The organism is Brevibacillus sp. AG162, assembly GCF_006715575.1.
In the GTDB taxonomy this organism is placed as follows: Bacteria; Bacillota; Bacilli; order Brevibacillales; family Brevibacillaceae; genus Brevibacillus; species Brevibacillus brevis.
Map to the genome: position 1 here is coordinate 327,832 of NZ_VFNO01000004.1, position 22,937 is coordinate 350,768.

At 49.2% G+C, this 22,937-nt stretch carries 25 protein-coding genes; 23 read left to right on the plus strand and 2 right to left on the minus strand.

Going from position 1 to position 22,937, the window contains the following annotated elements; translation table 11 throughout:
- Positions 1-41 precede the first annotated feature (41 nt).
- Positions 42-836 carry a lipid II flippase Amj family protein gene (locus FB479_RS15350; RefSeq protein WP_047069842.1) on the minus strand — a complete coding sequence of 265 codons (795 nt, stop codon included), beginning with the start codon at positions 834-836 and terminating at the stop codon, positions 42-44.
- A gap of 171 nt (positions 837-1,007) precedes the next feature.
- Here FB479_RS15350 and FB479_RS15355 point away from each other — a divergent pair, with 171 nt between their 5' ends.
- The 15 genes from FB479_RS15355 (at position 1,008) to spoIIR (ending at position 15,131) form a co-directional block, all read left to right on the plus strand.
- Positions 1,008-1,382 (plus strand): response regulator, encoded by a 375-nt coding sequence (locus FB479_RS15355; RefSeq protein WP_007725537.1) that lies wholly within the window; start codon positions 1,008-1,010, stop codon positions 1,380-1,382.
- 103 nt (positions 1,383-1,485) lie between these two features.
- On the plus strand, positions 1,486-2,340 hold the full coding sequence (gene fba, locus FB479_RS15360) for a class II fructose-1,6-bisphosphate aldolase (protein ID WP_016740164.1): 855 nt from the start codon (positions 1,486-1,488) through the stop codon (positions 2,338-2,340).
- 14 nt (positions 2,341-2,354) lie between these two features.
- The gene (fsa, locus tag FB479_RS15365; protein ID WP_015893657.1) at positions 2,355-2,999 is read left to right on the plus strand and encodes a fructose-6-phosphate aldolase; all 645 of its coding nucleotides are present in this window, start codon (positions 2,355-2,357) and stop codon (positions 2,997-2,999) included.
- A 79-nt stretch (positions 3,000-3,078) separates the two neighbouring features.
- Positions 3,079-4,362 carry a UDP-N-acetylglucosamine 1-carboxyvinyltransferase gene (locus tag FB479_RS15370; protein WP_106654795.1) on the plus strand — a complete coding sequence of 428 codons (1,284 nt, stop codon included), beginning with the start codon at positions 3,079-3,081 and terminating at the stop codon, positions 4,360-4,362.
- A gap of 28 nt (positions 4,363-4,390) precedes the next feature.
- The gene (gene glpX, locus FB479_RS15375; RefSeq protein WP_142065880.1) at positions 4,391-5,353 is read left to right on the plus strand and encodes a class II fructose-bisphosphatase; all 963 of its coding nucleotides are present in this window, start codon (positions 4,391-4,393) and stop codon (positions 5,351-5,353) included.
- A gap of 63 nt (positions 5,354-5,416) precedes the next feature.
- Positions 5,417-6,697 carry a transcription termination factor Rho gene (rho, locus tag FB479_RS15380; protein WP_017252384.1) on the plus strand — a complete coding sequence of 427 codons (1,281 nt, stop codon included), beginning with the start codon at positions 5,417-5,419 and terminating at the stop codon, positions 6,695-6,697.
- Between the two features lie 75 nt (positions 6,698-6,772).
- Complete coding sequence (locus FB479_RS15385; protein WP_142065881.1) at positions 6,773-7,675, plus strand: M23 family metallopeptidase; 903 nt, start codon at positions 6,773-6,775, stop codon at positions 7,673-7,675.
- A 70-nt stretch (positions 7,676-7,745) separates the two neighbouring features.
- A complete protein-coding gene (locus tag FB479_RS15390) occupies positions 7,746-9,011 on the plus strand; it encodes a radical SAM family protein (RefSeq protein WP_106654792.1) in 1,266 nt (421 codons plus the stop codon).
- A gap of 106 nt (positions 9,012-9,117) precedes the next feature.
- A complete protein-coding gene (rpmE, locus tag FB479_RS15395) occupies positions 9,118-9,318 on the plus strand; it encodes a 50S ribosomal protein L31 (RefSeq protein ID WP_106654791.1) in 201 nt (66 codons plus the stop codon).
- Between the two features lie 84 nt (positions 9,319-9,402).
- A complete protein-coding gene (locus FB479_RS15400; RefSeq protein ID WP_142065882.1) occupies positions 9,403-10,854 on the plus strand; it encodes a cryptochrome/photolyase family protein in 1,452 nt (483 codons plus the stop codon).
- Positions 10,855-10,886: 32 nt separating this feature from the next.
- Positions 10,887-11,462, plus strand: coding sequence for a thymidine kinase (locus FB479_RS15405; RefSeq protein ID WP_106654789.1), 576 nt, complete (start codon positions 10,887-10,889; stop codon positions 11,460-11,462).
- Positions 11,463-11,547: 85 nt separating this feature from the next.
- Complete coding sequence (locus tag FB479_RS15410) at positions 11,548-12,051, plus strand: sporulation protein (protein WP_106654788.1); 504 nt, start codon at positions 11,548-11,550, stop codon at positions 12,049-12,051.
- A gap of 235 nt (positions 12,052-12,286) precedes the next feature.
- Positions 12,287-13,363 (plus strand): peptide chain release factor 1, encoded by a 1,077-nt coding sequence (prfA, locus tag FB479_RS15415; protein WP_047069834.1) that lies wholly within the window; start codon positions 12,287-12,289, stop codon positions 13,361-13,363.
- Entirely contained in the window at positions 13,347-14,237 is an 891-nt protein-coding gene (prmC, locus tag FB479_RS15420; protein WP_142065883.1) for a peptide chain release factor N(5)-glutamine methyltransferase, read from the plus strand. Before prfA ends, prmC begins: the two co-directional genes overlap by 17 nt.
- A 111-nt stretch (positions 14,238-14,348) precedes the next feature.
- Positions 14,349-15,131 (plus strand): stage II sporulation protein R, encoded by a 783-nt coding sequence (gene spoIIR / locus FB479_RS15425; protein WP_142065884.1) that lies wholly within the window; start codon positions 14,349-14,351, stop codon positions 15,129-15,131.
- A 58-nt stretch (positions 15,132-15,189) separates the two neighbouring features.
- Here the strand turns inward: spoIIR and FB479_RS15430 are convergent, their stop codons facing one another.
- The gene (locus FB479_RS15430) at positions 15,190-15,987 is read right to left on the minus strand and encodes a DUF3298 and DUF4163 domain-containing protein (RefSeq protein ID WP_106654785.1); all 798 of its coding nucleotides are present in this window, start codon (positions 15,985-15,987) and stop codon (positions 15,190-15,192) included.
- Positions 15,988-16,217: 230 nt separating this feature from the next.
- Here FB479_RS15430 and FB479_RS15435 point away from each other — a divergent pair, with 230 nt between their 5' ends.
- From FB479_RS15435 to wecB, 8 genes are all read left to right on the plus strand, one after another.
- Positions 16,218-17,297 (plus strand): L-threonylcarbamoyladenylate synthase, encoded by a 1,080-nt coding sequence (locus FB479_RS15435; RefSeq protein ID WP_142065885.1) that lies wholly within the window; start codon positions 16,218-16,220, stop codon positions 17,295-17,297.
- A gap of 56 nt (positions 17,298-17,353) precedes the next feature.
- Positions 17,354-17,914, plus strand: coding sequence for a manganese efflux pump MntP (locus tag FB479_RS15440; protein WP_106654783.1), 561 nt, complete (start codon positions 17,354-17,356; stop codon positions 17,912-17,914).
- A 33-nt stretch (positions 17,915-17,947) separates the two neighbouring features.
- Positions 17,948-18,418: a low molecular weight protein arginine phosphatase gene (locus FB479_RS15445; protein WP_106654782.1), complete on the plus strand. Its 471-nt coding sequence runs from the start codon at positions 17,948-17,950 to the stop codon at positions 18,416-18,418.
- A gap of 140 nt (positions 18,419-18,558) precedes the next feature.
- On the plus strand, positions 18,559-19,014 hold the full coding sequence (rpiB, locus tag FB479_RS15450) for a ribose 5-phosphate isomerase B (protein WP_007725502.1): 456 nt from the start codon (positions 18,559-18,561) through the stop codon (positions 19,012-19,014).
- Complete coding sequence (locus FB479_RS15455; RefSeq protein WP_142065886.1) at positions 19,015-19,584, plus strand: TIGR01440 family protein; 570 nt, start codon at positions 19,015-19,017, stop codon at positions 19,582-19,584. It abuts the gene before it with no gap.
- A gap of 19 nt (positions 19,585-19,603) precedes the next feature.
- Positions 19,604-20,854, plus strand: a complete 1,251-nt coding sequence (locus FB479_RS15460; protein WP_142065887.1) for a serine hydroxymethyltransferase — start codon at positions 19,604-19,606, stop codon at positions 20,852-20,854.
- A 181-nt stretch (positions 20,855-21,035) separates the two neighbouring features.
- Positions 21,036-21,665 (plus strand): uracil phosphoribosyltransferase, encoded by a 630-nt coding sequence (gene upp, locus FB479_RS15465; protein WP_047069825.1) that lies wholly within the window; start codon positions 21,036-21,038, stop codon positions 21,663-21,665.
- Between the two features lie 18 nt (positions 21,666-21,683).
- Positions 21,684-22,832: a non-hydrolyzing UDP-N-acetylglucosamine 2-epimerase gene (gene wecB, locus FB479_RS15470; protein WP_142065888.1), complete on the plus strand. Its 1,149-nt coding sequence runs from the start codon at positions 21,684-21,686 to the stop codon at positions 22,830-22,832.
- Positions 22,833-22,937 lie beyond the last annotated feature (105 nt).

Here is a 22,937-nt window from a genome sequence, read left to right on the forward strand (position 1 = left end):
ATGTAAAGTCGCAGGTGCGTCTTGTGCTTTTTTTAAGCAGATTAATGAAACAAGGGAGAGAGCCAGGCTACCCAATAGGCGGCGGGAATGAGCAGGAATTGAGCCAAAATCGTTCCAATAAAACGTGAGATCATCAGCCATAGATACATGTCACGAATCGATTGCTGCGTGGTTTTCCCTTGCATTGCTTTTTCTGTCAAAAGGGCAATTTGCGGGTCTACCAGAATCGTCATGAAAATCGTGGCGAAACCGTTGATTAATCCAGAAGACATCAAAACGGTTGCTTTGTAATCCGGGGCTAGTAATGTCGCGTACAACACGGACAGTACGCTGCTTGTGTAGATCGCTGTCCCCAATGCATTTAATAACAGTAATCGTTTGGGAACTCCTTTGATTCGAAACCGAGAGATGGCTTGCCAGCTAGGAATCCGGACATGATGGTGGACACGTCGGATGGTTTCGACAGTAACTGCCGTGCGAATCATTTGCGGAATCGAGCCCGCTATTTCCAAGTGTGAGATCATTCGTTTCGATATTTGAACAAAAGTGGGAAACAGTACGATAGCCGCCAAGGTTCCGAGCGAGGACGATGCAATAATCACGTGCAATTGCGTGCTGGGATCAAAGTGCTCGATTGCAGCTTGATCCATCAATCCCCCAGTGAATGGACCTTGAATCAGGTTGGAAGTACGGGAGAGGAGCAATACGATCCCGACCAAAGACATCGCTACAGCTATCCTGCCCGTTTGTACCCCTGCAAAACGGATCCCGTAGGTAAGTGTCTCTGTCGTATGGATAATAAATGTTAACAAGCAAATCAGCCACAGAGCATCCATAGTGAGTATCTGGCTCCTTGTGTGTAGGGGAAATTGGTTTTTCCCATTATACTCGAAATGAAGCCTATGGGAAATTTTAAGTTGACGTTCAGCAAAAAAGGTGAAGGAGTTTCCTGATTTTAGGCGAACCCATAATAATTAAGAAAACGCATTCGTCAGGGGGGAATCAGAATGTTCGACAAACAAGATAAAAAGGTACTGGTTGTGGATGACCAGTATGGGATTCGCATTTTACTGTATGAGGTGCTGGGAAAAGAAGGGTACAAGACCTTTCAGGCAGCAAACGGGAAAATGGCATTGGAGATCGTGGAAAAAGAGTCGCCAGATTTGGTTATCCTCGACATGAAGATCCCTGGGATGGATGGTATTGAGATCTTGAAACACATCAAGAAGATCAATCAGGAAATCAAAGTCATCATGATGACAGCTTACGGAGAGCTGGACATGATCAAAGAAGCAACACAACTGGGAGCATTGACTCATTTTACAAAGCCGTTTGATATCGATGAACTACGAATGGCGGTGCATCAGCAATTAGCTTGTTAGGAACTGACTGCTAAGGTCAGGGTACAAGCGTCCCTGTTAACAAATGCTTGTCTGTGGTATAATAAGCCACATGACTGAAGTCTGCTAGAGGAGGATTTACAAAATGCCACTGGTACCTATGACCGCTTTTACCGAAGACGTCAAAAAGCATAAATACGCCGTCGGACAATTTAACCTGAACAATCTGGAGTTTACTCAAGCGATTACGGAAGCCGCGATGGAAGAAAAATCGCCTGTGATCTTTGGTGTTTCTGAGGGTGCACTGAAATACATGGGGATTGATTATACAGTAGCGATTGCAAAAGTGGCTGCTGAACGCGCAGGAGTTCCTGTTGCTTTGCATCTTGACCATGGTAGCAATTTCGACATGGTAATGAAGTGCATTCGCGCTGGGTTCTCTTCTGTTATGTTCGATGGTTCCCATCATTCGTTTGAAGATAACCTTCGCCTGACCAAACAGGTTGTAGAGGCTGCTCACGCTGTTGGCGTATCGGTAGAAGGTGAACTCGGTACCATCGGCGGGGTGGAAGACGACTTGTCTGTTGACGAGGAAGATGCTACCCTGGCAAATCCTGAGGAAGCAATCCGCTTCTGGGAAGAAACAAAAGTAGACTACGTAGCGATTGCTGTAGGTACAGCACACGGTATGTACAAAGGAGTTCCGAAAATCCGCTACGACATTATCGAAAAAGTAGCAAGCAACATTGGAGCGCCGATCGTTCTTCACGGTGGTTCCGGCGTACCAGACGAAGCGATTATCGAATCCATCCGTTTGGGCGTAGGAAAAATCAATGTAAATACAGAAAGCCAAGTCGCATGCACGGAAACAGTTCGCAAAGTGCTGGCTGCCAAGCCGAATGAGATCGACCCACGCAAATACCTAGGTCCTGCTCGCGATGCGATCAAGGAAGTAGTCAAAGGAAAAATGCGCTTGTTCGGAAGCAGCAACCGCGCGTAACTGGGAGGATAATCATGCGTTTTTTGATTGATACAGCAAACGTTGAAGAAATCCGCGAAATTCACGAATGGGGAGTTCTGGCGGGCGTAACGACAAATCCGTCCCTGGTTGCCAAAGAAGGACGCGATTTTGTAGAAACCCTGAAAGAAATTCTCGATATTGTTGACGGTCCGATCAGTGCCGAAGTCATCAGTACAGATGCAAAAGGCATGATCGAAGAGGGAGAGAAGCTCGCTGCTCTCTCGAAAAACATCGTCATCAAGCTGCCAATGACCGCAGAAGGTTTGAAGGCAACCAAGTATTTTGCCAAACGCAAAATCAGAACAAACGTAACACTGGTGTTCTCCGCGAACCAGGCACTTTTGGCTGCGCGCGCAGGTGCGAGCTTCGTGTCTCCGTTCCTGGGACGTCTGGATGATATTGGTCAAGATGGCATGCAATTGATCGAAGATATTGCAGAAATCTTTTCTGTTCACGGTATCGACACCGAAATCATTGCGGCATCTGTGCGCCACCCTGTTCACGTAACGGAGGCAGCACGCCGTGGTTCTCACTTCGCTACCATTCCAGCGAAAGTCTTCAAACAACTCATTGCCCATCCACTGACAGACAGTGGCTTGGAGAAATTCCTCGCTGACTGGGCAAGCATGCAAAAATAAGGACACGTGTTGAAAGTCCAAGCACCTTTTCCATTGGGGAAGGTGCTTCTTTCCCGATTACGCCTGAGGAGAGCAAAGCATGGATAAGCTGATCATCAACGGTGGAAAACCGCTCGCGGGGACGGTGACCATCAGCGGAGCAAAAAACAGCGCAGTCGCACTCATCCCAGCAGCGTTGCTGGCAGATGGACCCGTTGTTATTGAGAATCTCCCCCGTATTCAGGATGTAGGTATTTATCACGAGCTCTTGCAGGAAATGGGAGCTGACGTGCTGTTCGAAGAAGATTGGATGGAAATAGACGGACGCAGTATGAGGCTGATGCTCATGCCAAATGGTCGCATCAAAAAGCTTCGTGCCTCGTACTATTTGTGGGGAGCCTTACTCGCCAAGTTCGGTGAAGCGCAGGTTGGCTTGCCAGGTGGATGTGATTTGGGCCCGCGTCCAGTAGATTTGCATATCAAAGGCTTTGAAGCAATGGGCGCCGAGGTGGAGAACAAAAACGGCGTCATGACCATCCGTGCCCAAAATGGACGGTTGCAGGGTGCGCGAATTTATCTCGATCTGGTCAGTGTTGGTGCGACGATTAACATCATGCTGGCTGCTGCCAAAGCAGATGGTGTGACGATTATTGAAAACGCTGCCCGTGAGCCTGAAATCGTCGATGTAGCGACCTTGCTCAACAACATGGGAGCAAACATCAAAGGTGCCGGAACGGACATGATCCGCATTAAAGGCGTAGAACGATTGCGTGGATGCCGTCATACGATTATCCCCGATCGGATCGAAGCGGGGACGTATATGATTGCGGCAGCGGCTACGAACGGCAATGTTATGGTGGAGAATGTCATTCCAAAGCATTTGGAGTCTGTAACGGCCAAGCTGCGCGAAATCGGTGCGCAAGTGGTAGAACAGGATGACAGCATCCAAGTCATCGGACATGATTCTTATCGATCAATCGATGTGAAAACGAGTCCGTATCCGGGTTTTCCAACGGATCTCCAGCAGCCGATCACGACCTTGCTGACTCTTGCCAAAGGCTCAAGCATCGTGACGGACAATATTTACAGCTCGCGTTTTCGACATGTAGATGAATTGCGTCGCATGGGAGCTTCCTTGAAGATTGAAGGAAGATCAGCTGTCATCGAAGGCGGAAGCAAACTGAATGGTGCCAAAGTGGTAGCTTCGGATTTGCGTGCGGGAGCAGCTCTGTTCATTGCCGGCTTGGCAACGAACGGCAAGACAGAATTAGAAGGACTTGAACATATAGATCGTGGCTACGAAAACTTGGTGGGCAAGCTGCAAGCCTTGGGGGCCGATATTACTCGGGTAGGCCTGCAAAGTATGGAAAACCACCAGCGTTAACCAATCACCAGGAGAGGAGTCTTCCAGAATGGAACGCAGTTTAACACTTGAACTGGTACGTGTAACTGAAGCCGCTGCTTTGGCTTCTGCCAGTTGGATGGGTCTCGGAAAAAAAGATGAGGCTGACGATGCGGCAACGACCGCAATGCGCAATGAATTTATGAAAGTGCCGATGGATGGCGTCGTAGTAATTGGCGAGGGCGAAATGGACGAAGCGCCGATGCTGTACATCGGTGAGCGTCTGGGCCAGGGAGTGGCTCCGGCAGTCGATGTGGCTGTAGACCCTTTGGAGGGAACGAATATCCTTGCAAAAGGAACATGGGGAGCGATTTCGGTCATTGCCATTGCAGACCGGGGAAATTTATTGCATGCTCCTGACATGTATATGGAGAAAATGGCAGTAGGGCCTCAGGCAGTCGGCAAGGTCGATATCAACGCACCGATTCGAGATAACCTGAAAGCGGTAGCGCAGGCACAAGGGAAAGATATCAGCGATTTGGTCGCTATTGTGCTTGACCGTGATCGTCACTCTAAGGTGATCCACGAAATTCGTGAGGCAGGTGCGCGTATTCGCCTCATCTCAGACGGAGACGTAGCCGCTGCGATCAATACGGCTTTCCCGGATACAGGTGTAGACATTTTGTTTGGTTCTGGAGGAGCTCCTGAAGGTGTTCTGGCAGCTGTTGCCTTGAAATGCCTCGGGGGAGAAATTCAGGGCAAGCTCTTGCCACAAAATGAAGATGAGATTAAACGCTGTGTCAAAATGGGATTGACTAACCCTCATCAAGTGCTGTTCATGGATGATTTGGTGAAAGGTGATGACGCCATTTTTGCAGCGACAGGTGTAACGGATGGTGAGTTGCTCAAAGGAGTTCGCTTCCAAGGAACTCGTGCGACGACCAATTCCGTAGTTATGCGTGCAAAAACCGGAACGGTACGTTTCATTGAAGGGAACCACCGCTTAGAACGCAAGCCGATGAACGGTTTGTAAAAACAATTTTTGCATTTGTATGTTGAGCTAGTTTTTCAAGAGTAAATAAAGAGTGGTGGATGTATGTTACTTTCTGAACTAGAAGAAAAGAAGCTGACCGACCTCTATAAGCTGGCTAAGGAATACCACATTCCGTACTACTCCCAGCTGAAGAAGAAGGAATTGATTTTCGCGATTCTTCGGGCACGAGCGGAGCGGGATGGTCTCATGTTTATGGAGGGGGTTCTCGAAATATTGCCGGAGGGATACGGCTTCCTCCGCCCCATTAACTATCTCCCCAGTTCGGAAGATATCTACATCTCCCAGTCGCAGATTCGCCGTTTTGATCTGCGGATGGGGGATGTGGTATCCGGAAAAGCAAGACCACCGAAGGAGAATGAACGTTATTTTGGACTCCTTCAAGTAGAGGCAGTGAACGGAGAAGACCCTGAGACAGCCGCAGAGCGTCTTCATTTCCCCGCATTGACACCGTTGTATCCTCAAACCAAGCTTGTACTGGAGACAGCCCCTGCACGTGTTTCCACTCGCCTGATGGATCTTCTTTCTCCTGTTGGACTGGGTCAGCGTGGATTGATTGTAGCTCCGCCAAAAGCGGGGAAAACCATGCTGATCAAAGAAATTGCCAACAGCATTACCGAAAGCCGCCCGGATATTCACTTGTTTGTCCTGCTCATTGATGAGCGTCCGGAAGAGGTGACGGATATGCAGCGATCTGTCAAAGGAGAGGTAGTTGCCTCGACTTTTGACGAGTTGCCTGAGAATCACATCAAAGTTGCTGAGCTTGTCTTGGAGCGTGCAAAGCGATTGGTTGAGCACAAAAAAGACGTGGTGATCCTGCTGGATTCCATTACGCGTCTCGCTCGTGCCTACAACTTGGTTATTCCGCCAAGTGGTCGGACCTTGTCCGGTGGTATTGATCCGGCAGCCTTCCATCGTCCGAAGCGCTTTTTTGGTTCGGCGCGGAACATTGAGGAAGGCGGCAGCTTGACCATTTTGGCGACTGCTTTGGTTGAGACCGGCTCCCGTATGGACGATGTGATCTATGAGGAGTTTAAAGGAACCGGAAACATGGAGCTTCATTTGGATCGCAAGCTAGCAGAGCGCAGAATTTTCCCGGCGATCGATATCCGCCGTTCGGGTACGCGCCGCGAAGAGCTTCTGCTCACCAAAGAAGAGCTGGATAAGCTGTGGATGATCCGGAAGAACATGAATGAAACAAATGAGTTTGTAGACTCCTTTATTAAAAAGTTGGCAGATACAAAAACAAACGAAGAATTTTTGCAAACCCTTGAGTCTAAGCAACAGGGCAGAGGGAAAGCAGCTAGCACGACGGTGAGTTCATAATGACTCACCGTCATTTTTTTTGTGGTGCTGGCATACCGTTAGGAAGGGAGCTGGAAAAGAAGGAGGAGATGCTTCGTGGAGTACGTGCAAGTTAGCGCTCCGGTGGAGTCACAGATGGAAGCGAAAAAAGCAGTCGTGGAGCAAGCGCTATTTCAAGCATTTAATCCCTACGCCAGTCTGGCTTCGCCTGCACCAGCAATAAAAGGAAATTCAGTGGTGTACGCTGTTCGGCAAGGAGATACGCTATCCGGTATTGCCCAGCGCTACGGTCTTTCTTTAAAAAATCTGGTAGAGGCGAATACCATTACGAATCCCCATTTGTTAAGTGTGGGTATGAAGCTAATCATCAAGCGTGATGAAGTCGGACATATGGTGAAACGGGGAGAAACACTGGATTACATAGCAAGGCGGTACGGTGTGAGTCGGGAATCGTTAATCGAGCGAAATCCGCTGCTAAAATGGCTGTCGGACAACCTGTATGTCGGACAGGTCGTGTATGTCCCCATCGCGAAAGGCAATCCGATGTTGGGCAACGATCCGGAGCAGAAGCGAAGTGCCGTTCAAGCGGCAAGTCGACAAGTCGTCACGAGGATTCGCGGCGGTCTCAGTTGGCCTGTCAGAGAAGCTACGATTACAAGCGGATTTGGAGCGCGCTGGGGAAAAACACACAAGGGTGTGGATTTGTGGAATGAACAGGAATCAAAGACCCCGATCTTGGCAGCGAGGGCGGGAGTTGTGGTGGAGGCAGGCGCCAACCGGTCAGGGTATGGGCGGATGGTCGTGATTGATCACGGAGATGGCTTGCAAACCTTTTATGCCCATATGCGTCTCTTGCTGGTGTCACCTGGCCAAACCGTAGAAGCAGGTGAGATATTGGGATACATGGGGCAAACGGGTAACTCTACGGGCTACCATTTGCACTTTGAAGTGCGACAGGATGATGTGCCGATCAATCCACTTCCCTATCTTGCCAGGTAACCCTATACAATTTACATTGCTTTTTCAATGCGATACAATGGGCAAAGCAAAGAAGCGAGGCGATTTTCCCATGTATTTAGTTTACGCAGATGAAAAAGGCAATGTATACGACCACCCAGGTCTTTTTGCAGTGGCTCGTAACGGAGATATATTGACAGAAATTCTGGAAGAAGAACTGATCCCGCTTCCGGAAGGATCGACGCTGGTCAGTTTGCCGGACACCGAGCCGATCGGAATGGACCCTGACACAGGTGAAATGGTCAAGTTGGATGGCTGTACAGCAGTAGGCGCACTTGTGCCACAAGGAATTACAAGGCTCTTGCTGCCAGGCTACGTGAAAACGAACAAGGAAAGCAAGCTGCCTTTGTTTGGCTACTCCGCAGTGGTCTGGAAGGATAACCGCTTCTGGGTAACGGGGCGTGAGAGCGACGATATTTACAAATGGGACCCGTTGAACTTCCCGATGGATGAACTGCGCCAGCGAGTGGCAAAGACGTTGGAGACGTTTCCGCAAAACCGCATTTTGAACCACTTGTCCCACTGTGCGTTGGAGTACGAATGCTTGACGGCCTCCAATAACTTTTTCAACCGCTGGGAAGGCAGCTTGCCTGTTTCCTATACCTGTAATGCCGGTTGCTACGGCTGTATTTCCGAGCAACCAGATGACAGTGGATTCCCTTCTCCACAGACGCGGATGAACTTCAAGCCGACAGAGGACGAGCTGGTAGAAGTCATGTTGCACCACCTCAAGACACCAGAGAGCATCATCAGCTTCGGACAGGGCTGTGAGGGTGAGCCTTCTACGATGGCTTCCATCATTGTTCCAGCGATGCGTCGTGTACGGGAAACGACAGATATGGGCTTTATCAACATCAATACGAATGCGGGCCTGACGGATCACATCAAAGGCATTGTCGATGCCGGCCTTGATCTGATGCGTGTGAGTATCATCAGTGCGATTGACGAACACTATAATGCCTACTACCGCCCGCGCAACTATACGTTGGAAAATGTAGCGCGTTCTGCTGAGTACGCTGCATCCAAGGGTGTGTATACGTCCATTAACTACTTGTGCTTCCCTGGCGTGTTTGACCGCGAAGAGGAAATGGAAGCGATGATCGAATTCATCCGCAGAACAGGTATTAAACTGATTCAGTTGCGGAATCTGAATATCGATCCAGAGAGTTATCTGGCGATGATTCCAAAAGCGCAAGGCGAAGTATTCGGCATGAAGCAAGCCATCGAAATTTATCAGCAGGAGCTGCCAGATGTCGTAATCGGTTCGTTTACACATATTCCTCCAGATCAGCTCCAGCGCAGGAAAAACATGGCGTAATCGGCCAACCAGTTGCATTTCGGCAGTGTTTCATGCTACTATCTGATATGTGTTTATATAACTCTGTTTCGGCAAACGATTCAGGGCGGAAAGAGGTGTAGAAGAGATGAAACAAAACATTCATCCTAAGTACAACGTAGTAACAGTTAGCTGCGCATGCGGTAACGAATTTGAATCCGGTTCCGTGAAACAAGCGTTGAAAGTGGAGATCTGCTCCAACTGCCATCCTTTCTTCACAGGAAAACAAAAATTCGTTGATGCAGGCGGCCGTGTAGACCGTTTCAAACGCAAATACAATCTGTCCTAATCAGAATGTATGGGAACAACCAGGTAGAGCAATCTGCCTGGTTTTGTCTTTTTCTGGCACTGATTTTTTTCGGGAGGACAAACGATGACTGCCATAGTTTGGTTCCGTCGGGATCTGCGCTTGCATGATCATGTTGCTCTGCATGCAGCCATGCTTACAGACGACCCGATTATTCCTGTTTATATAGTGGAGGAATCGCTTTGTCGTTCTGCGGTTGTAGGAGATAAGCGACTGCATGCGCATTTTGCCGCGATAGCTTCACTCTGCGACGCTTGGGCTCAACTGGGAGGACGCCTCTTGATTCGCCACGGCAGCCCACAGCAAGTGCTCTGTCAATTAGTGCAAGAGACAGGTGCAGATAAGCTGTTTTTCAATCGGGATTATACACCAGAAGCTCGCATGCGAGATGAGTTGGTGTCAGAAGTGTTGAGCAGTCATGGCGTGTTTGTTCATACATGCAAGGATTTGGTTTTGCATGAGCCCGGGGAAATTATGACGAAGCAGCGGACGCCGTATGCCGTTTTTACACCTTATCGCCGCGTTTGGCAGACGCTGCCCAAAGACCGACCGTTCCCTCAGCCGACAACAGTGAATCTATTTGATCGGTTGAAGGAGTTGGCGAGTGAGACAGTTCCTACTGTGGAAGCGTTTGGACGAAAACGACCGATTGGCACCGAGTGGGAAATGGAGCAGTTCGGGGAGCGGGCGGCACGTAAACGATTGCAGCAATTTTTAGATGAAGACATTTATACGTATAAAGAAAAACGCGACATGCCAGGGGTGAATGCGACCTCCCGGCTATCTTTTGCCCTAAACGCAGGTACTCTGTCTATACGGACGGTGTATCATAGCGTACAGGAAGTGCTTGCTTCCGCGCAGGGTGAGCAGGTTGCCTCGATCGAAGCTTTTCTTACGGAACTCATTTGGAGAGAATTTTATCAGCAGGTTCTTTATTTCCATCCGCACACGACTGACCATGCCTACCTGCCACAATTTGAAACGGTCGCTTGGGAAAATAGGAAGGATTTTTTTACCCATTGGTGTCAAGGGGAAACGGGCTACCCGATTGTCGATGCCGCCATGAAGCAGTTGAATGAGACGGGATGGATGCACAATCGGCTGCGGATGATCACCGCTTCTTTTTTGACGAAGGATTTGCTTGTGGATTGGCGTTGGGGAATGGCCTATTTCGCACAGCAGTTGATCGATTTCGATGAGGCGGCAAACATCGGGGGTTGGCAGTGGAGTGCTTCGACTGGTACCGATGCGCAACCGTATTTTCGGATTTTTAATCCGGTCACACAAGGGGAAAAGTTTGATCCAGACGGTGCATTCGTCAAAAAATATCTTCCCGTACTGCGTGAAGTACCTCTACAATATATTCATAAACCGTGGGACATGCCGGAGCATATCCAAGAGCAAGCAGGCTGCAAGATTGGCTTCGACTACCCGATTCCTTGTGTGGACCATGCACAAAGAAGAAAGCTGGCCATGGCCTTGTTTCAGGAGGCAAAAGACCGCCATGCAAAGACTTAAGTAACGACTTTTAGGCAAAGGGAGACAGAGACGTGGCACAACTATATTTTCGGTATGGAGCGATGAATGCTTCCAAATCCATTCAATTATTGACCGTTGCCCACAACTACGAGCAATCGGGGAAAAAAGTAGTAGTGTTTACTCCAGCAGTTGATGATCGCTATGGCGTGGGAAAAGTTGCTTCGCGTGTTGGGATTAGCAGAGAAGCGATTCCGATTAACGAAGAGACCGATCTGTATCAAATCGTAGAAGCAGAGTCAGTCAAGCCGCATTGCGTGTTGGTTGACGAGGCTCAGTTTATCAGCCGCCACCATGTGGACCAGCTCGTCAGGATCGTAGACAAGCTGGGAATCCCCGTAATCGTCTATGGCTTGTTGAAAAATTTCAAGAATGAGCTCTTCCCTGGCAGCGCCGCTCTGTTGTGCGAGGCTGATAAAGTAGAAGAAATTAAAACGGTTTGTGTTTACTGCAATAAAAAGGCGACGCATATTCTCAAGTTCAAAAATGGACAACCCGTCTACTCTGGGGAGACGATTGAAATTGCTGGGAATGATACATACAGCAGCGTCTGTCGCAAGCATTACTATACCCCTCCAGTTACCGAATAAAGAAAGCATAAGCCACCCCTGTTTGTCCCGTGCATGAGCCCAAGAGGCGATGCGCAGACTAAGCAAAACAGGAGGTGGCTTTTTCATGTGGACACAACCTAATTGGCTTTTACGCAGCTCGCGTGTCGTTCTGGGCTTGGTTGTACTTACGACTGTCCTCACTGTCGGATGCGGGGGAAATACGGCTAGGCAGCAGGGCTACAGTCCGGATATGAGGAATACGCAGCACGATATGAAGATCAGAGGGGATCAAAGTGGCAATACTCTGCAAGGACGTGCGCCTGTTGCTGCGGATCGTGACCCGTTAATGGGGCGCAATCAAAATCCGAATATGGTTATCGGCCACTGGAACTCACGTAATACCCAAGTCTACGCGACCAATATGGAGAGGATCGCCATGTCGGTAGAAGGTGTGGAAAATGCTCGCATCACACTCAGCGATGCCAATGCATATGTTACTCTTGACCTTGTGCATAACATCACTGCGAATCAAGCGCGAACCATCGAGCAGCAGGTGATTTCGCTTCTTCAGGAAAGAATCCCGCGTTACGATTTTCACTTAACCTCGCATGACGGTTACCATCGCTGACAGGTGAGCAGGACTTATGTAGCAAGGCTCGGCATAGCCGGGCCTGTTTGGCATCGGTAAAACATTTCCAGTAATAATGCGCTTTGACTTCTTGCGCCATTCCTCCTATAATTTATCTGTTATAACCGTTTTTATGGTAGATAGCATTTTATCGCAATTCATATCTAACATACATGCTACCAAGGCTTCGCCTGCGCCAAAAGGCTATTATTCTTTGCGATGGGGTGAAATAAAAATGTTTACACGCTTATCTGCAGTCGAAGAGCGTTTTGAAGAAGTAACCAACCTCCTATGTGACCCCGACGTCATTAGTGATACAAAACGCTTGCGTGAACTGTCCAAGGAACAATCTTCGTTGGAAGAGACGGTAACGACATACCGTGAATATAAATCAGTGGTGAGTCAAATCGACGACGCGAAAGCGATGCTGGAAGAGAAGCTGGATGACGAGATGCGTGAAATGGTCAAGCTCGAGCTCAATGAATTGTCAGCACGCAAGGAACAACTGGAAGATCGCTTGAAGATCCTGTTGCTTCCTAAAGACCCGAACGATGAGAAAAACGTGATTGTGGAAATCCGCGGTGCTGCGGGTGGCGATGAAGCTGCACTGTTTGCCGCTGTGCTTTTCCGTATGTACACGCGTTTTGCAGAGCGCAACGCTTTTAAAATTGAAGTGTTGGAGGCAAGCCCAACAGATATCGGCGGATACAAGGAAATTGTCTTCTCGCTGTCCGGTCGTGGTGCCTACAGCAAAATGAAATTCGAAAGCGGCGCGCATCGTGTGCAACGCATCCCGGCTACCGAATCCGGCGGACGCATCCATACTTCTACTGCGACTGTACTGGTTCTGCCAGAAGCAGAAGACGTGGAAGTGGAAGTACACGAAAAAGATATCCGCATCGATACGTTCTGCTCCAGTGGTGCAGGCGGTCAGAGCGTTAACACGACCAAGTCTGCGGTTCGCGTAACGCATATTCCTACAGGGATCATGGTTTCTTGTCAGGACGAGAAATCCCAGCATTCCAACAAAGACAAAGCGCTGCGTGTATTGCGCGCTCGTCTGTATGATTTCTACATGCAACAACAAAATGCGGAAGCAGATGCTACGCGCAAAAGCTTGGTGGGTACTGGTGACCGAAGCGAGCGCATCCGCACGTACAATTATCCACAAAGCCGCGTGACCGACCACCGCATCGGTCTGACCCTGCACCGACTGGAATCGGTATTGGAAGGCGAATTGGATGAAGTGATCGACAACCTGATCCTGCATGAACAAACGGAGCTTTTGAAAAGCCATGCACACTCAGCTTGATTGGTCTGATGTCACGACGATTCGAGAAGCCCTCTTACGGGCTTCTTCCTTTTTGCGGGAAAAAGGGACAAAGGATCCTTTGTTCGAAGCGGAGCTAATGATTCGTCACTGTCTCGACTGGGATCGGACGCGCTTTTTAATGGCGATGACGGATTCTATCGATGCAGAAACATTGGGGAAGCTGGACGGACTGTGCATGCGCAGGGCGAATAACGAGCCATTGCAATACATGTTTGGCGAACAGGAGTTTTACGGGCGTTCTTTTACGGTGCGACCAGGTGTGCTGATCCCTAGGCCGGAAACGGAAATACTGGTGGAGCAAGTGATGGCTGCCGCTGCAAAGCTCTGGCCTGAGCGGGAAGAGCTGGCGGTGGTGGATATCGGCACAGGGAGCGGAGCCATCTGCATTACGCTCGCGTTAGAAAAACCGCAATGGCGCGTGACTACGGTGGACCTGTCTCCTGAGGCAACGGCAATCGCTCGGGAAAATGCAAGTCGTCTTGGTGCAGATGTCCGCTTTCTACAAGGGGATTTGGTGCAGCCGCTTTTGGAAGCAGGCGAAAAGATTGACATCCTCGTATCCAATCCGCCTTATATCCCGAGTCGCGATGTCGAGGAGCTGGACGATGAAGTGCGCGTACATGAACCTCGCTTGGCTTTGGATGGCGGCGAAGATGGTCTGGATTGCTATCGTCGACTGTGTGATGCGTTGCCGAAACTATTGAAAGAAAGAGCGGTCGTAGCGTTTGAGGTAGGCATTTATCAGGCTGGGGATGTAGCGGCATTGATGCGGGCATCCGGTGTCATGGATGAAGTAGAGATTGTTCCAGATTTGGCGGGGATCGAGCGGGTTGTTATCGGAGTGAGACGATAGCGCTGACTCGTCTCGCCTTTTTTACATAGGGAAAGAATGTTTGAAATCGTGTGAATCTGTCCATACTGATTGCTAAAGAGAGAAGATCAGTATAGAGGGAGACGGATAACGATGAAACGGATGTTGTTGATGGCATTTAGCCTGTTTATGCTTATGATGAGCTGGGAGGGACAGCTTACTTCGGCCAATGTGTTGGATAATGGGCCGATCCCTCAGGAATCCGTTCGCTTGCGTATTATTGCGAACAGCGATTCTGTCCAAGATCAATGGTTAAAGCGCGAAGTCAGAGATGCGATTATCGCTCAAATGAATACGTGGGCGGATGATATCAAGACTTTGGAGGAAGCAGAGCAAGTGATTCAAACACAATTGCCTGTCCTTCAACAAGTCGTAGACAAAACGATCAAGGAGCGCGGTTTTTCGTACAAAGCTGTAGTCGACTTTGGCCAAGTCCCTTTTCCGACGAAGCTGTACGGCTCCTATGTGTATCCTGCGGGTAATTACCGAGCAGTCCGTGTTCAAATTGGAGAGGCAAAAGGTCAAAACTGGTGGTGTGTCCTGTTCCCGCCGCTCTGCTTTATTGACATGTCCAATGGCGACGCTGTACAAGCCGAGCCAACTCCAGAGCCTGAAGAATCGGAGCAAACAACAGTAGCTGTACCAGAGGAAGAGGAATACTATGATGGGGTTGATAGAAAGTCAGTAGCGGTCTTACCCTTAGAAGAGAACGAAGTAGGGCGACATTCCGAATCAAATAGTGTGGACGCTGAGCAAACAAAAGTAGAGGCAGAAGAGTCCGAAGAGGTAGAAAAAGTAGAGGAAATAACCGCCTCTGCTCCTAAAGTAGAAGTGAGATTTTACTTATGGGAAAAAATTGAGAGCTGGCTCTCCTAAGCTGGACATAAAAAACGACACCCTCCGCATGTGCAGGTGTCGTTTTGAATTGCTATCCTTACTTTTTGAACAAAGCCTCACGAATCTCAGGCTTCAACAGACCTTGGTAACGATGAGCAGGGATCGCGAACTCTGGCATTCCTGCTGCATAAGCGGCAATTTCGTATTGACCAAAGTGGATCATCAAGTTGCCATCTTTAAAGGAGAATCCTTGATCCTCTCTGATGCTTTCGAATCCATCGTAAGGATTAAAGCCATCCGTCTGGGTTTTTTCTTTGATTTGTTGTGCAATGATTTGAGTGAGAATGGTACGGTAGTCATAGCCAGACTGGAACAGGTCAGCCAGCTTCAATTGTTTTGCCTTGGCTTGATTATCGATGGTGTAATACGTAACATCCGTCATGCCATGTGCTCCGCCTGTATAAATGTATGTCTGTACCGAGAAAGAAACGAGCTTGCCGGCATTGTGTACCTCATAGGAGATGTCGAGCGAATGAGGACGTGGCTCCCAGCCGTGTTTTTTCGCTTCTGCCGCATCTTCTTTGCCGGCTTTTTGTCCTTCCGCCAAGCCTGTTTGTGCTTCTTTCAGAAGAGTAGCGTTCAGTTTTGCTTCAAAAGCTTTATCCTTCATCCCGCTAATCACTGGGATGGATACTTTACCTTGAAATTCTTTCGTATCGACCGTAATGGTTTTTGGTGTGAACACGACACCGTTAGCTTGTGGCTTTGGCGCTTGTACAGCAGGCTTTGTGGAGGGTGCAGGTGAAGCAGGTGCTGCAAATACTGGAGCAGCGACGGCTGTTAACAATACAGCTGTGCCAAGCAGGCTGGAAGCTAAGGATTTAAAAGATGACATTTCATTCACGGTCCTTTCGATAAAGGGAAAGTTATTGTTTTGTTTTCGTATTCATTCTACTACAAGCCTATGACGGATGAAGTTAAAAAAAGGTAACAATGTTCCGTTTTCCACGCTGTTCAGAAAAGTTATTCACAAGTTACCCACAGCCTGTTGAAAACTTTTTGGTGCACATCTATACTTAAGGCACTCCTTACAAAGAAACGAGCTAGAGAAAGGATTTTTTAACGATGGAAATGAATTTTGTGACAAAAGTCTGGTCTGTGGATAACGATGTGGAAAATCAGCATAGTTGTGCACAGATTGTGGATGCAGCCCGTTTTCTTCGAGAAGGGGCAGTTGTCGCGTTTCCCACGGAGACGGTTTACGGCTTGGGAGCGAATGCATTATCAGATGAAGCAGTGGAAAAAATATTTACAGCAAAAGGCAGACCCAGCGATAATCCGCTGATTGTACATATTGGAGCGTGGGACCAGTTGTCCACGGTAGCAAGTGAGGTTCCGGAGAAAGGGAAAAAGCTGATGGAGGCGTTTTGGCCTGGACCCTTGACGGTGATTTTGCCAAAAACGGATCAGGTAGCTTCGCTGGTAACGGCAGGACTGGATTCAGTCGGGGTTCGCATGCCTGATCATCCGATTGCCTTGGCGCTGATAAAGGAAGCGGGAGTACCGATTGCAGCTCCGAGCGCCAATCGCTCTGGACGTCCGAGTCCAACGACAGCGGCGCATGTATTGGCTGATTTGGATGGACGCGTAGCAGGTGTGGTCGATGGTGGGGCAACAGGTGTTGGGGTAGAGTCTACTGTCATTGATGTGACGCAGGACCCGCCTATGATTCTGCGGCCAGGGGGCATCACACGGGAGCAAATGGAACCAGTGATTGGCTATGTGGAACTCGACCCTTCTTTTCAAGTGGGAGCAGCCGAGGCACCACGCTCTCCAGGGATGAAATACACGCATTACGCTCCTGAGGGGGAAATGTGGCTAGTGTCAGGAGAGAGTGAAAAAGTTCGGGGGAAAATGGAAGACATGCTGCAACAGGCGAAGCAGCACGGTCAAAAAACGGGTGTGCTCGCAACGGAAGAAACAGCTCCGTTTTGGCAAAGCCACGCGGCGGCAGATGTCGTTCTGGTGGTCGGATCACAAGCGGATCTGGAAGTGATTGCCCAACAGCTTTATGCTGTGCTGCGGGAATTCGACGACCAAGAAGTGCAGTATATTGTCGGTGAGACTTTCCCGCGAAACGGGTTGGGTATGGCTGTGATGAATCGCTTGGAAAAGGCTGCTGGAGGCCGTGTCTTGTCCGTGTAAACCTGTCCTAAACTCCCCCTTGTCCGCATAAGGTGAAGAGACGGGAGGGGAGCTGCTTGGACCAGGTGTTATTCCAATGGGGGCAATTTTTGACGTTGCTCATTATTGCTTTCGCCTTAAGTATGGATGCCTTTTCGTTGGGAATTGGCGTAGGAATGGTCGGGATTCGGTTACGAGAGATTGTCAAAGTAAGTATCACCATCGGACTGTTTCACATTATGATGCCGATCATTGGGATTGTCGTTGGAGCATACTTGTCCGATTTGGTTGGAGATATAGCCGTGTTTATTGGCGGCGGTGTCCTGATGATCATTGGCTTGCATATGCTATGGAATGGCTTCGTCCAAGGGGATCAAAAAAGTGTGTTGAAGACAAAAGGGTTCGGACTTATGCTCTTCGCATTAAGTGTCAGCCTGGATGCTTTCACCGTCGGCTTCTCGTTCGGCTTGATCGAGGTCAATCGAATTTTGGCCATCTCCCTTTTTGGAATCATGGGTGCCACCATGTCTTACTTCGGTTTATTGTTAGGCAGGAGTGTGGGAGGGTGGCTTGGGGATTATAGCGAATTAGTAGGTGGACTTATTTTGTTTGGTTTTGGGTTAAAATTTATGATATAACCGGACTAATTAAGAGGAGAGGAGGAACGATACGTGAAACGGATACTATTCGTCTGTACGGGAAATACGTGCCGAAGCCCAATGGCAGAAGCGATGTTCCGTGCGAAGACAGACGGACAGGGACTTGAGATACGCTCAGCTGGAGTGGCGGCATTTGCTGGTCAGGATGCCTCCTTGCACGCCAAGCAAGTATTAGATGAGCGAGGAATTGCCCACGATCATAAGGCCAGCAAGGTAGACGAAGGGTTGATTGAATGGTCTGATGTCATTTTGACGATGACGCACGGTCATAAGCGCGCGATCTTGACGTATTTCCCCTCAGCGGCTGAAAAGGTTCATACCCTGCAGGAGTTCGTTGGGATAGAAGGCTTTAGTGATATTGCTGATCCATATGGGGGATCACTGATGGATTATCGCAGGTGTGCCGAAGAAATCGAAGAGTCACTGGAAAGGCTCTCCATGATGTTTAAGGACCCAGGTCTTCGTAAATCAGTGGATGAATAAGGTGCTGGTGTATAGCCAGGGCCTTGTTTTTTATGAGAGTACGAACGATTTTTTAATGCCCTGATAAAAATGTTCACTTTTTACTTATTGTTTTTTGATGTATACTAGACGAAGATTATGAGACAAGCGAGGGATGACAGATGAAAGTAGCACTTGCTGCTGATCACGGTGGATACAAGCTAAAAGAGGAGATCAAGACTCTGCTGGCCTCCATGAACATCCAGACGGAAGACTTCGGCTGCACCTGCGAGGAATCGGTTGATTATCCCGATTATGCTTTGCCAGTAGCAGAAAAGGTGGCAGCGGGGGAGTTTGATCGAGGCATTCTCGTTTGCGGAACAGGTATCGGCATGTCAATCGCAGCCAACAAGGTTCCAGGCATTCGTTGTGCACTCGTGCATGATACGTTTTCTGCACGCGCTACCCGTGAGCATAACAACACGAATGTGTTGGCGATGGGTGAGCGGGTCATTGGACCGGGTCTTGCGCTTGATATCGTGAAAATTTGGTTGGAAACAGAGTTTCAAGGTGGTCGACACGAACGTCGTGTGGAAAAGATTTCCCAAATTGAAGCGAAGCATGCGGGAGTGAAGTAAGTGGATTTATCCGCTATCGAAAAACAAATCAGTGACATTGTCGCAGAAGTAGCCGATATGGCAGAGCTTGCAGCCGGACAACTCATGGTGATTGGATGCAGTACCAGCGAGGTGCTCGGGGAGCATATCGGAAAAGCTGGCAGCCAAGATGTAGCAAAAGCTCTGTATCGTGGAATCCAATCTGTTGTAGAGAAGCGCGGCTTTGCTGTTGCCTTTCAATGTTGTGAACATTTGAACAGGGCTCTGGTCGTCGAGCGCGATGTGGCATTGCGATTTGGACTGGAAGAGGTCTCGGTTGTTCCCGTTCCGACTGCTGGAGGCTCTATGGCTGCGCATGCATTTACACAGTTCACGGATGCAGCCGTTGTGGAGCAAATTCGCGCGCATGCAGGCATAGACATCGGCCATACGCTTATCGGCATGCATCTAAAGCATGTGGCAGTACCGGTTCGTCCGACATTGCGTCTCGTTGGACAAGCACATGTTACGGCAGCGCGCACACGCCCCAAGCTGATTGGCGGACCGCGTGCCGTGTATGAGAAGACACTACCGAATGAAAGCTGCACGTAAAAGAGGAGGAGAAACTACTATGCTAGATTTTTTGCGCAAACAAGACCCGCAAGTAATGGAAGCCATTCAATTGGAACTCGGAAGACAACGCGACAAGATTGAGCTGATTGCTTCTGAAAACTTCGTAAGCCGCGCAGTTATGGAAGCAATGGGAACCGTTTTGACGAACAAATACGCAGAAGGTTACCCAGGCCGCCGCTATTATGGTGGTTGCGAGTATGTGGATATCGTGGAAAACATCGCGCGCGACCGCGTAAAAGAAATTTTCGGCGCTGAACATGCAAACGTACAACCACACTCCGGTGCTCAGGCGAACATGGCTGTATACTTCACGATTCTTCAGCCAGGCGACACTGTACTGGGAATGAACCTGTCCCACGGTGGTCACTTGACGCATGGTAGTGCAGTAAACTTCTCCGGTACTCTGTACAATTTCGTTGATTACGGTGTAGATGAAGATACTCACCTGATCAACTATGAAGTTGTTCGTGCAAAAGCATTGGAGCACAAGCCAAAACTGATCGTTTGTGGTGCGAGTGCTTATCCGCGTACGATTGATTTTGCCAAGTTCCGTGAGATCGCGGATGAAGTGGGCGCATACTTCATGGTGGACATGGCGCACATCGCTGGTCTGGTTGCGGCAGGTCTGCATCCAAACCCAGTACCGCACGCGCATTTCGTTACTTCTACGACGCACAAGACTCTGCGTGGACCACGTGGCGGTTTGATTTTGTGCAAAGAAGAATTCGCGAAAGGCATCGACAAATCCGTATTCCCGGGCGTTCAAGGTGGTCCGTTGATGCATGTGATCGCAGCAAAAGCGGTTGCCTTCGGCGAAAACCTGCAACCAGAGTTCAAGGATTACGCAACTCGCATCATCAAGAATGCACGTGCATTTGCTGAGGCATTGACGGCAGAAGGACTGACGCTCGTTTCCGGCGGAACGGATAACCACCTCGTATTGGTTGATGTAAGCAAAATCGGCCTGACAGGTAAAGTCGCTGAGCATCTGTTGGACGAGGTAAGCATTACTACGAACAAGAATACCATCCCTTACGATACACAAAGCCCGTTTGTTACAAGCGGTGTCCGCATGGGTACGCCAGCAGTAACGAGCCGTGGTTTTGATGAGGAAGCAATGAAAGAAGTAGCAGCGATTATCGCTCTGACATTGAAAAACCCAGAGGATGCTGCGAAGCACGAGGAAGCACGCCAACGTGTGGCAGCTTTGTGCCAACGTTTCCCGATGTACGAAGGATTGAATATCTAAGCAAGGCAACGAGAAGCAGACCCAGTGGAAATTTTCCCATATGGGTCTGCTTTTTTTTCACTTGTCCACTGTTGATAGGGATCAAGGATGCGAAAAAGTACGAAGATTAGGCAAATTGACGGAGCCACTCTCACCAGCTATTATGGAAAGGATGCATTGATAGGGAAACGGAGGAAATGACATGAGCCGTGTATATGTGTTTGACCATCCGCTGATTCAGCATAAAGTTACGTATATTCGTGACAAGAATACAGGGACCAAGGAATTTCGCGAACTGGTAGATGAAGTGACTACTCTGATGGGCTATGAAATTACTCGTGATATGCCGTTGGAGGAAACCACCATCGAAACGCCAGTGGCTACCTGTCAGTCGAATGTAATTGCTGGTAAAAAAGTAGGGTTGGTACCGATTCTGCGTGCTGGTCTTGGTATGGTGGATGGCCTGATGAGGCTGATCCCTGCTGCCAAAGTAGGACACGTAGGTCTTTACCGTGATCCGGAAACCCTGCAGCCTGTTGAGTACTATGTGAAGCTGCCATCCGATGTTGCTGAGCGTGAGTTGATCGTAACTGACCCGATGCTGGCGACTGGTGGTTCTGCTGTTGCCGCTCTTACTGCTTTGAAAAAACGTGGAGCGAAAAACTTGAAATTGATGTGCCTCATCGCTGCTCCAGAAGGCATCAAGCTGGTTCAGGACGAGCATCCTGATGTAGATATTTACGTAGCGGCTGTTGATGAATATTTAAACGACCATGGATACATCGTGCCAGGCTTGGGCGATGCGGGTGACCGCTTGTACGGCACGAAGTAATCAGAGAGGGAAAAACGGATGAAAACTGTAAAAGTAATGACGGTATTCGGCACACGTCCGGAAGCGATTAAAATGGCGCCGCTTGTCCATGAATTGAACAAGTACAGCGAACAGATCGAATCGGTTGTTTGCGTGACGGCCCAACATCGTCAAATGCTCGATCAGGTTTTGGACATTTTTGATATTCAACCAGACATTGATTTGAACATCATGAAGGATCGTCAAACGCTGGTGGGTGTAACCACTCGCGCATTGGAGAGCCTGGATGAAACGATGAAGGAAGTAAAACCAGACATTGTCCTCGTACACGGGGATACGACAACCACTTTTGTGGCGAGTCTGGCTGCTTTTTATAATCAAGTCGCGATTGGGCACGTGGAAGCGGGCTTGCGCACATGGGACAAGTACTCGCCGTTCCCGGAAGAGATGAACCGTCAGTTGACAGGTGTAATGGCTGACCTTCACTTCTCTCCGACCAATGGATCGGCTGACAATCTTCGTCGCGAAGCAAAGCCGGAAAAGAGCATCTACGTGACAGGAAATACAGCGATTGACGCGCTGAAAACAACGGTTCGCGAGGATTACACGCATCCGGTGCTTGATCGCGCAGCTGGTCAGAAGCTGGTGCTGATGACGGCACACCGCCGCGAAAATTTGGGCGAGCCGATGCGCCGTATTTTCCGTGCAGTTCGAAGACTGGTGGACGAGCATCCTGAGATTGCTGTTGTGTATCCGGTTCACTTGAATCCTGCTGTACAAGAAGTGGCGCAGGAGATTCTCGGAAACCACGATCGCATTTCGTTGATCGAACCATTGGATGCCCTTGATTTCCACAACTTCGCTCGTCGTGCCCATCTCATCCTGACCGATTCTGGCGGGGTGCAGGAGGAAGCGCCTTCTCTTGGCGTACCAGTTCTGGTTCTGCGCGATACGACAGAACGTCCTGAGGGTATTGAAGCAGGCACGTTGAAGCTCGTGGGAACCGACGAAGAGCAAGTTTATGCAATGGCAAAAGAATTGCTGACCAACCAAGCGGCTTACGATGCAATGGCGCACGCTGTCAACCCGTACGGGGATGGCGAGGCTTCCCGCCGTATCGTAGAAGCAATCCTCTATCATTTTGGTTTGCGAGCTGAACCACCAGAGCCTTTCCAACCAGGTCAGTAACATACAGCTAGGAAAACCCGCCAGGTACCGTTCGTCAAAACTGGGCGGGTTTCTTGTTGGAGAGGGATATTTTAGTTTTGATGACTGACGATTTGGTATGTTTTT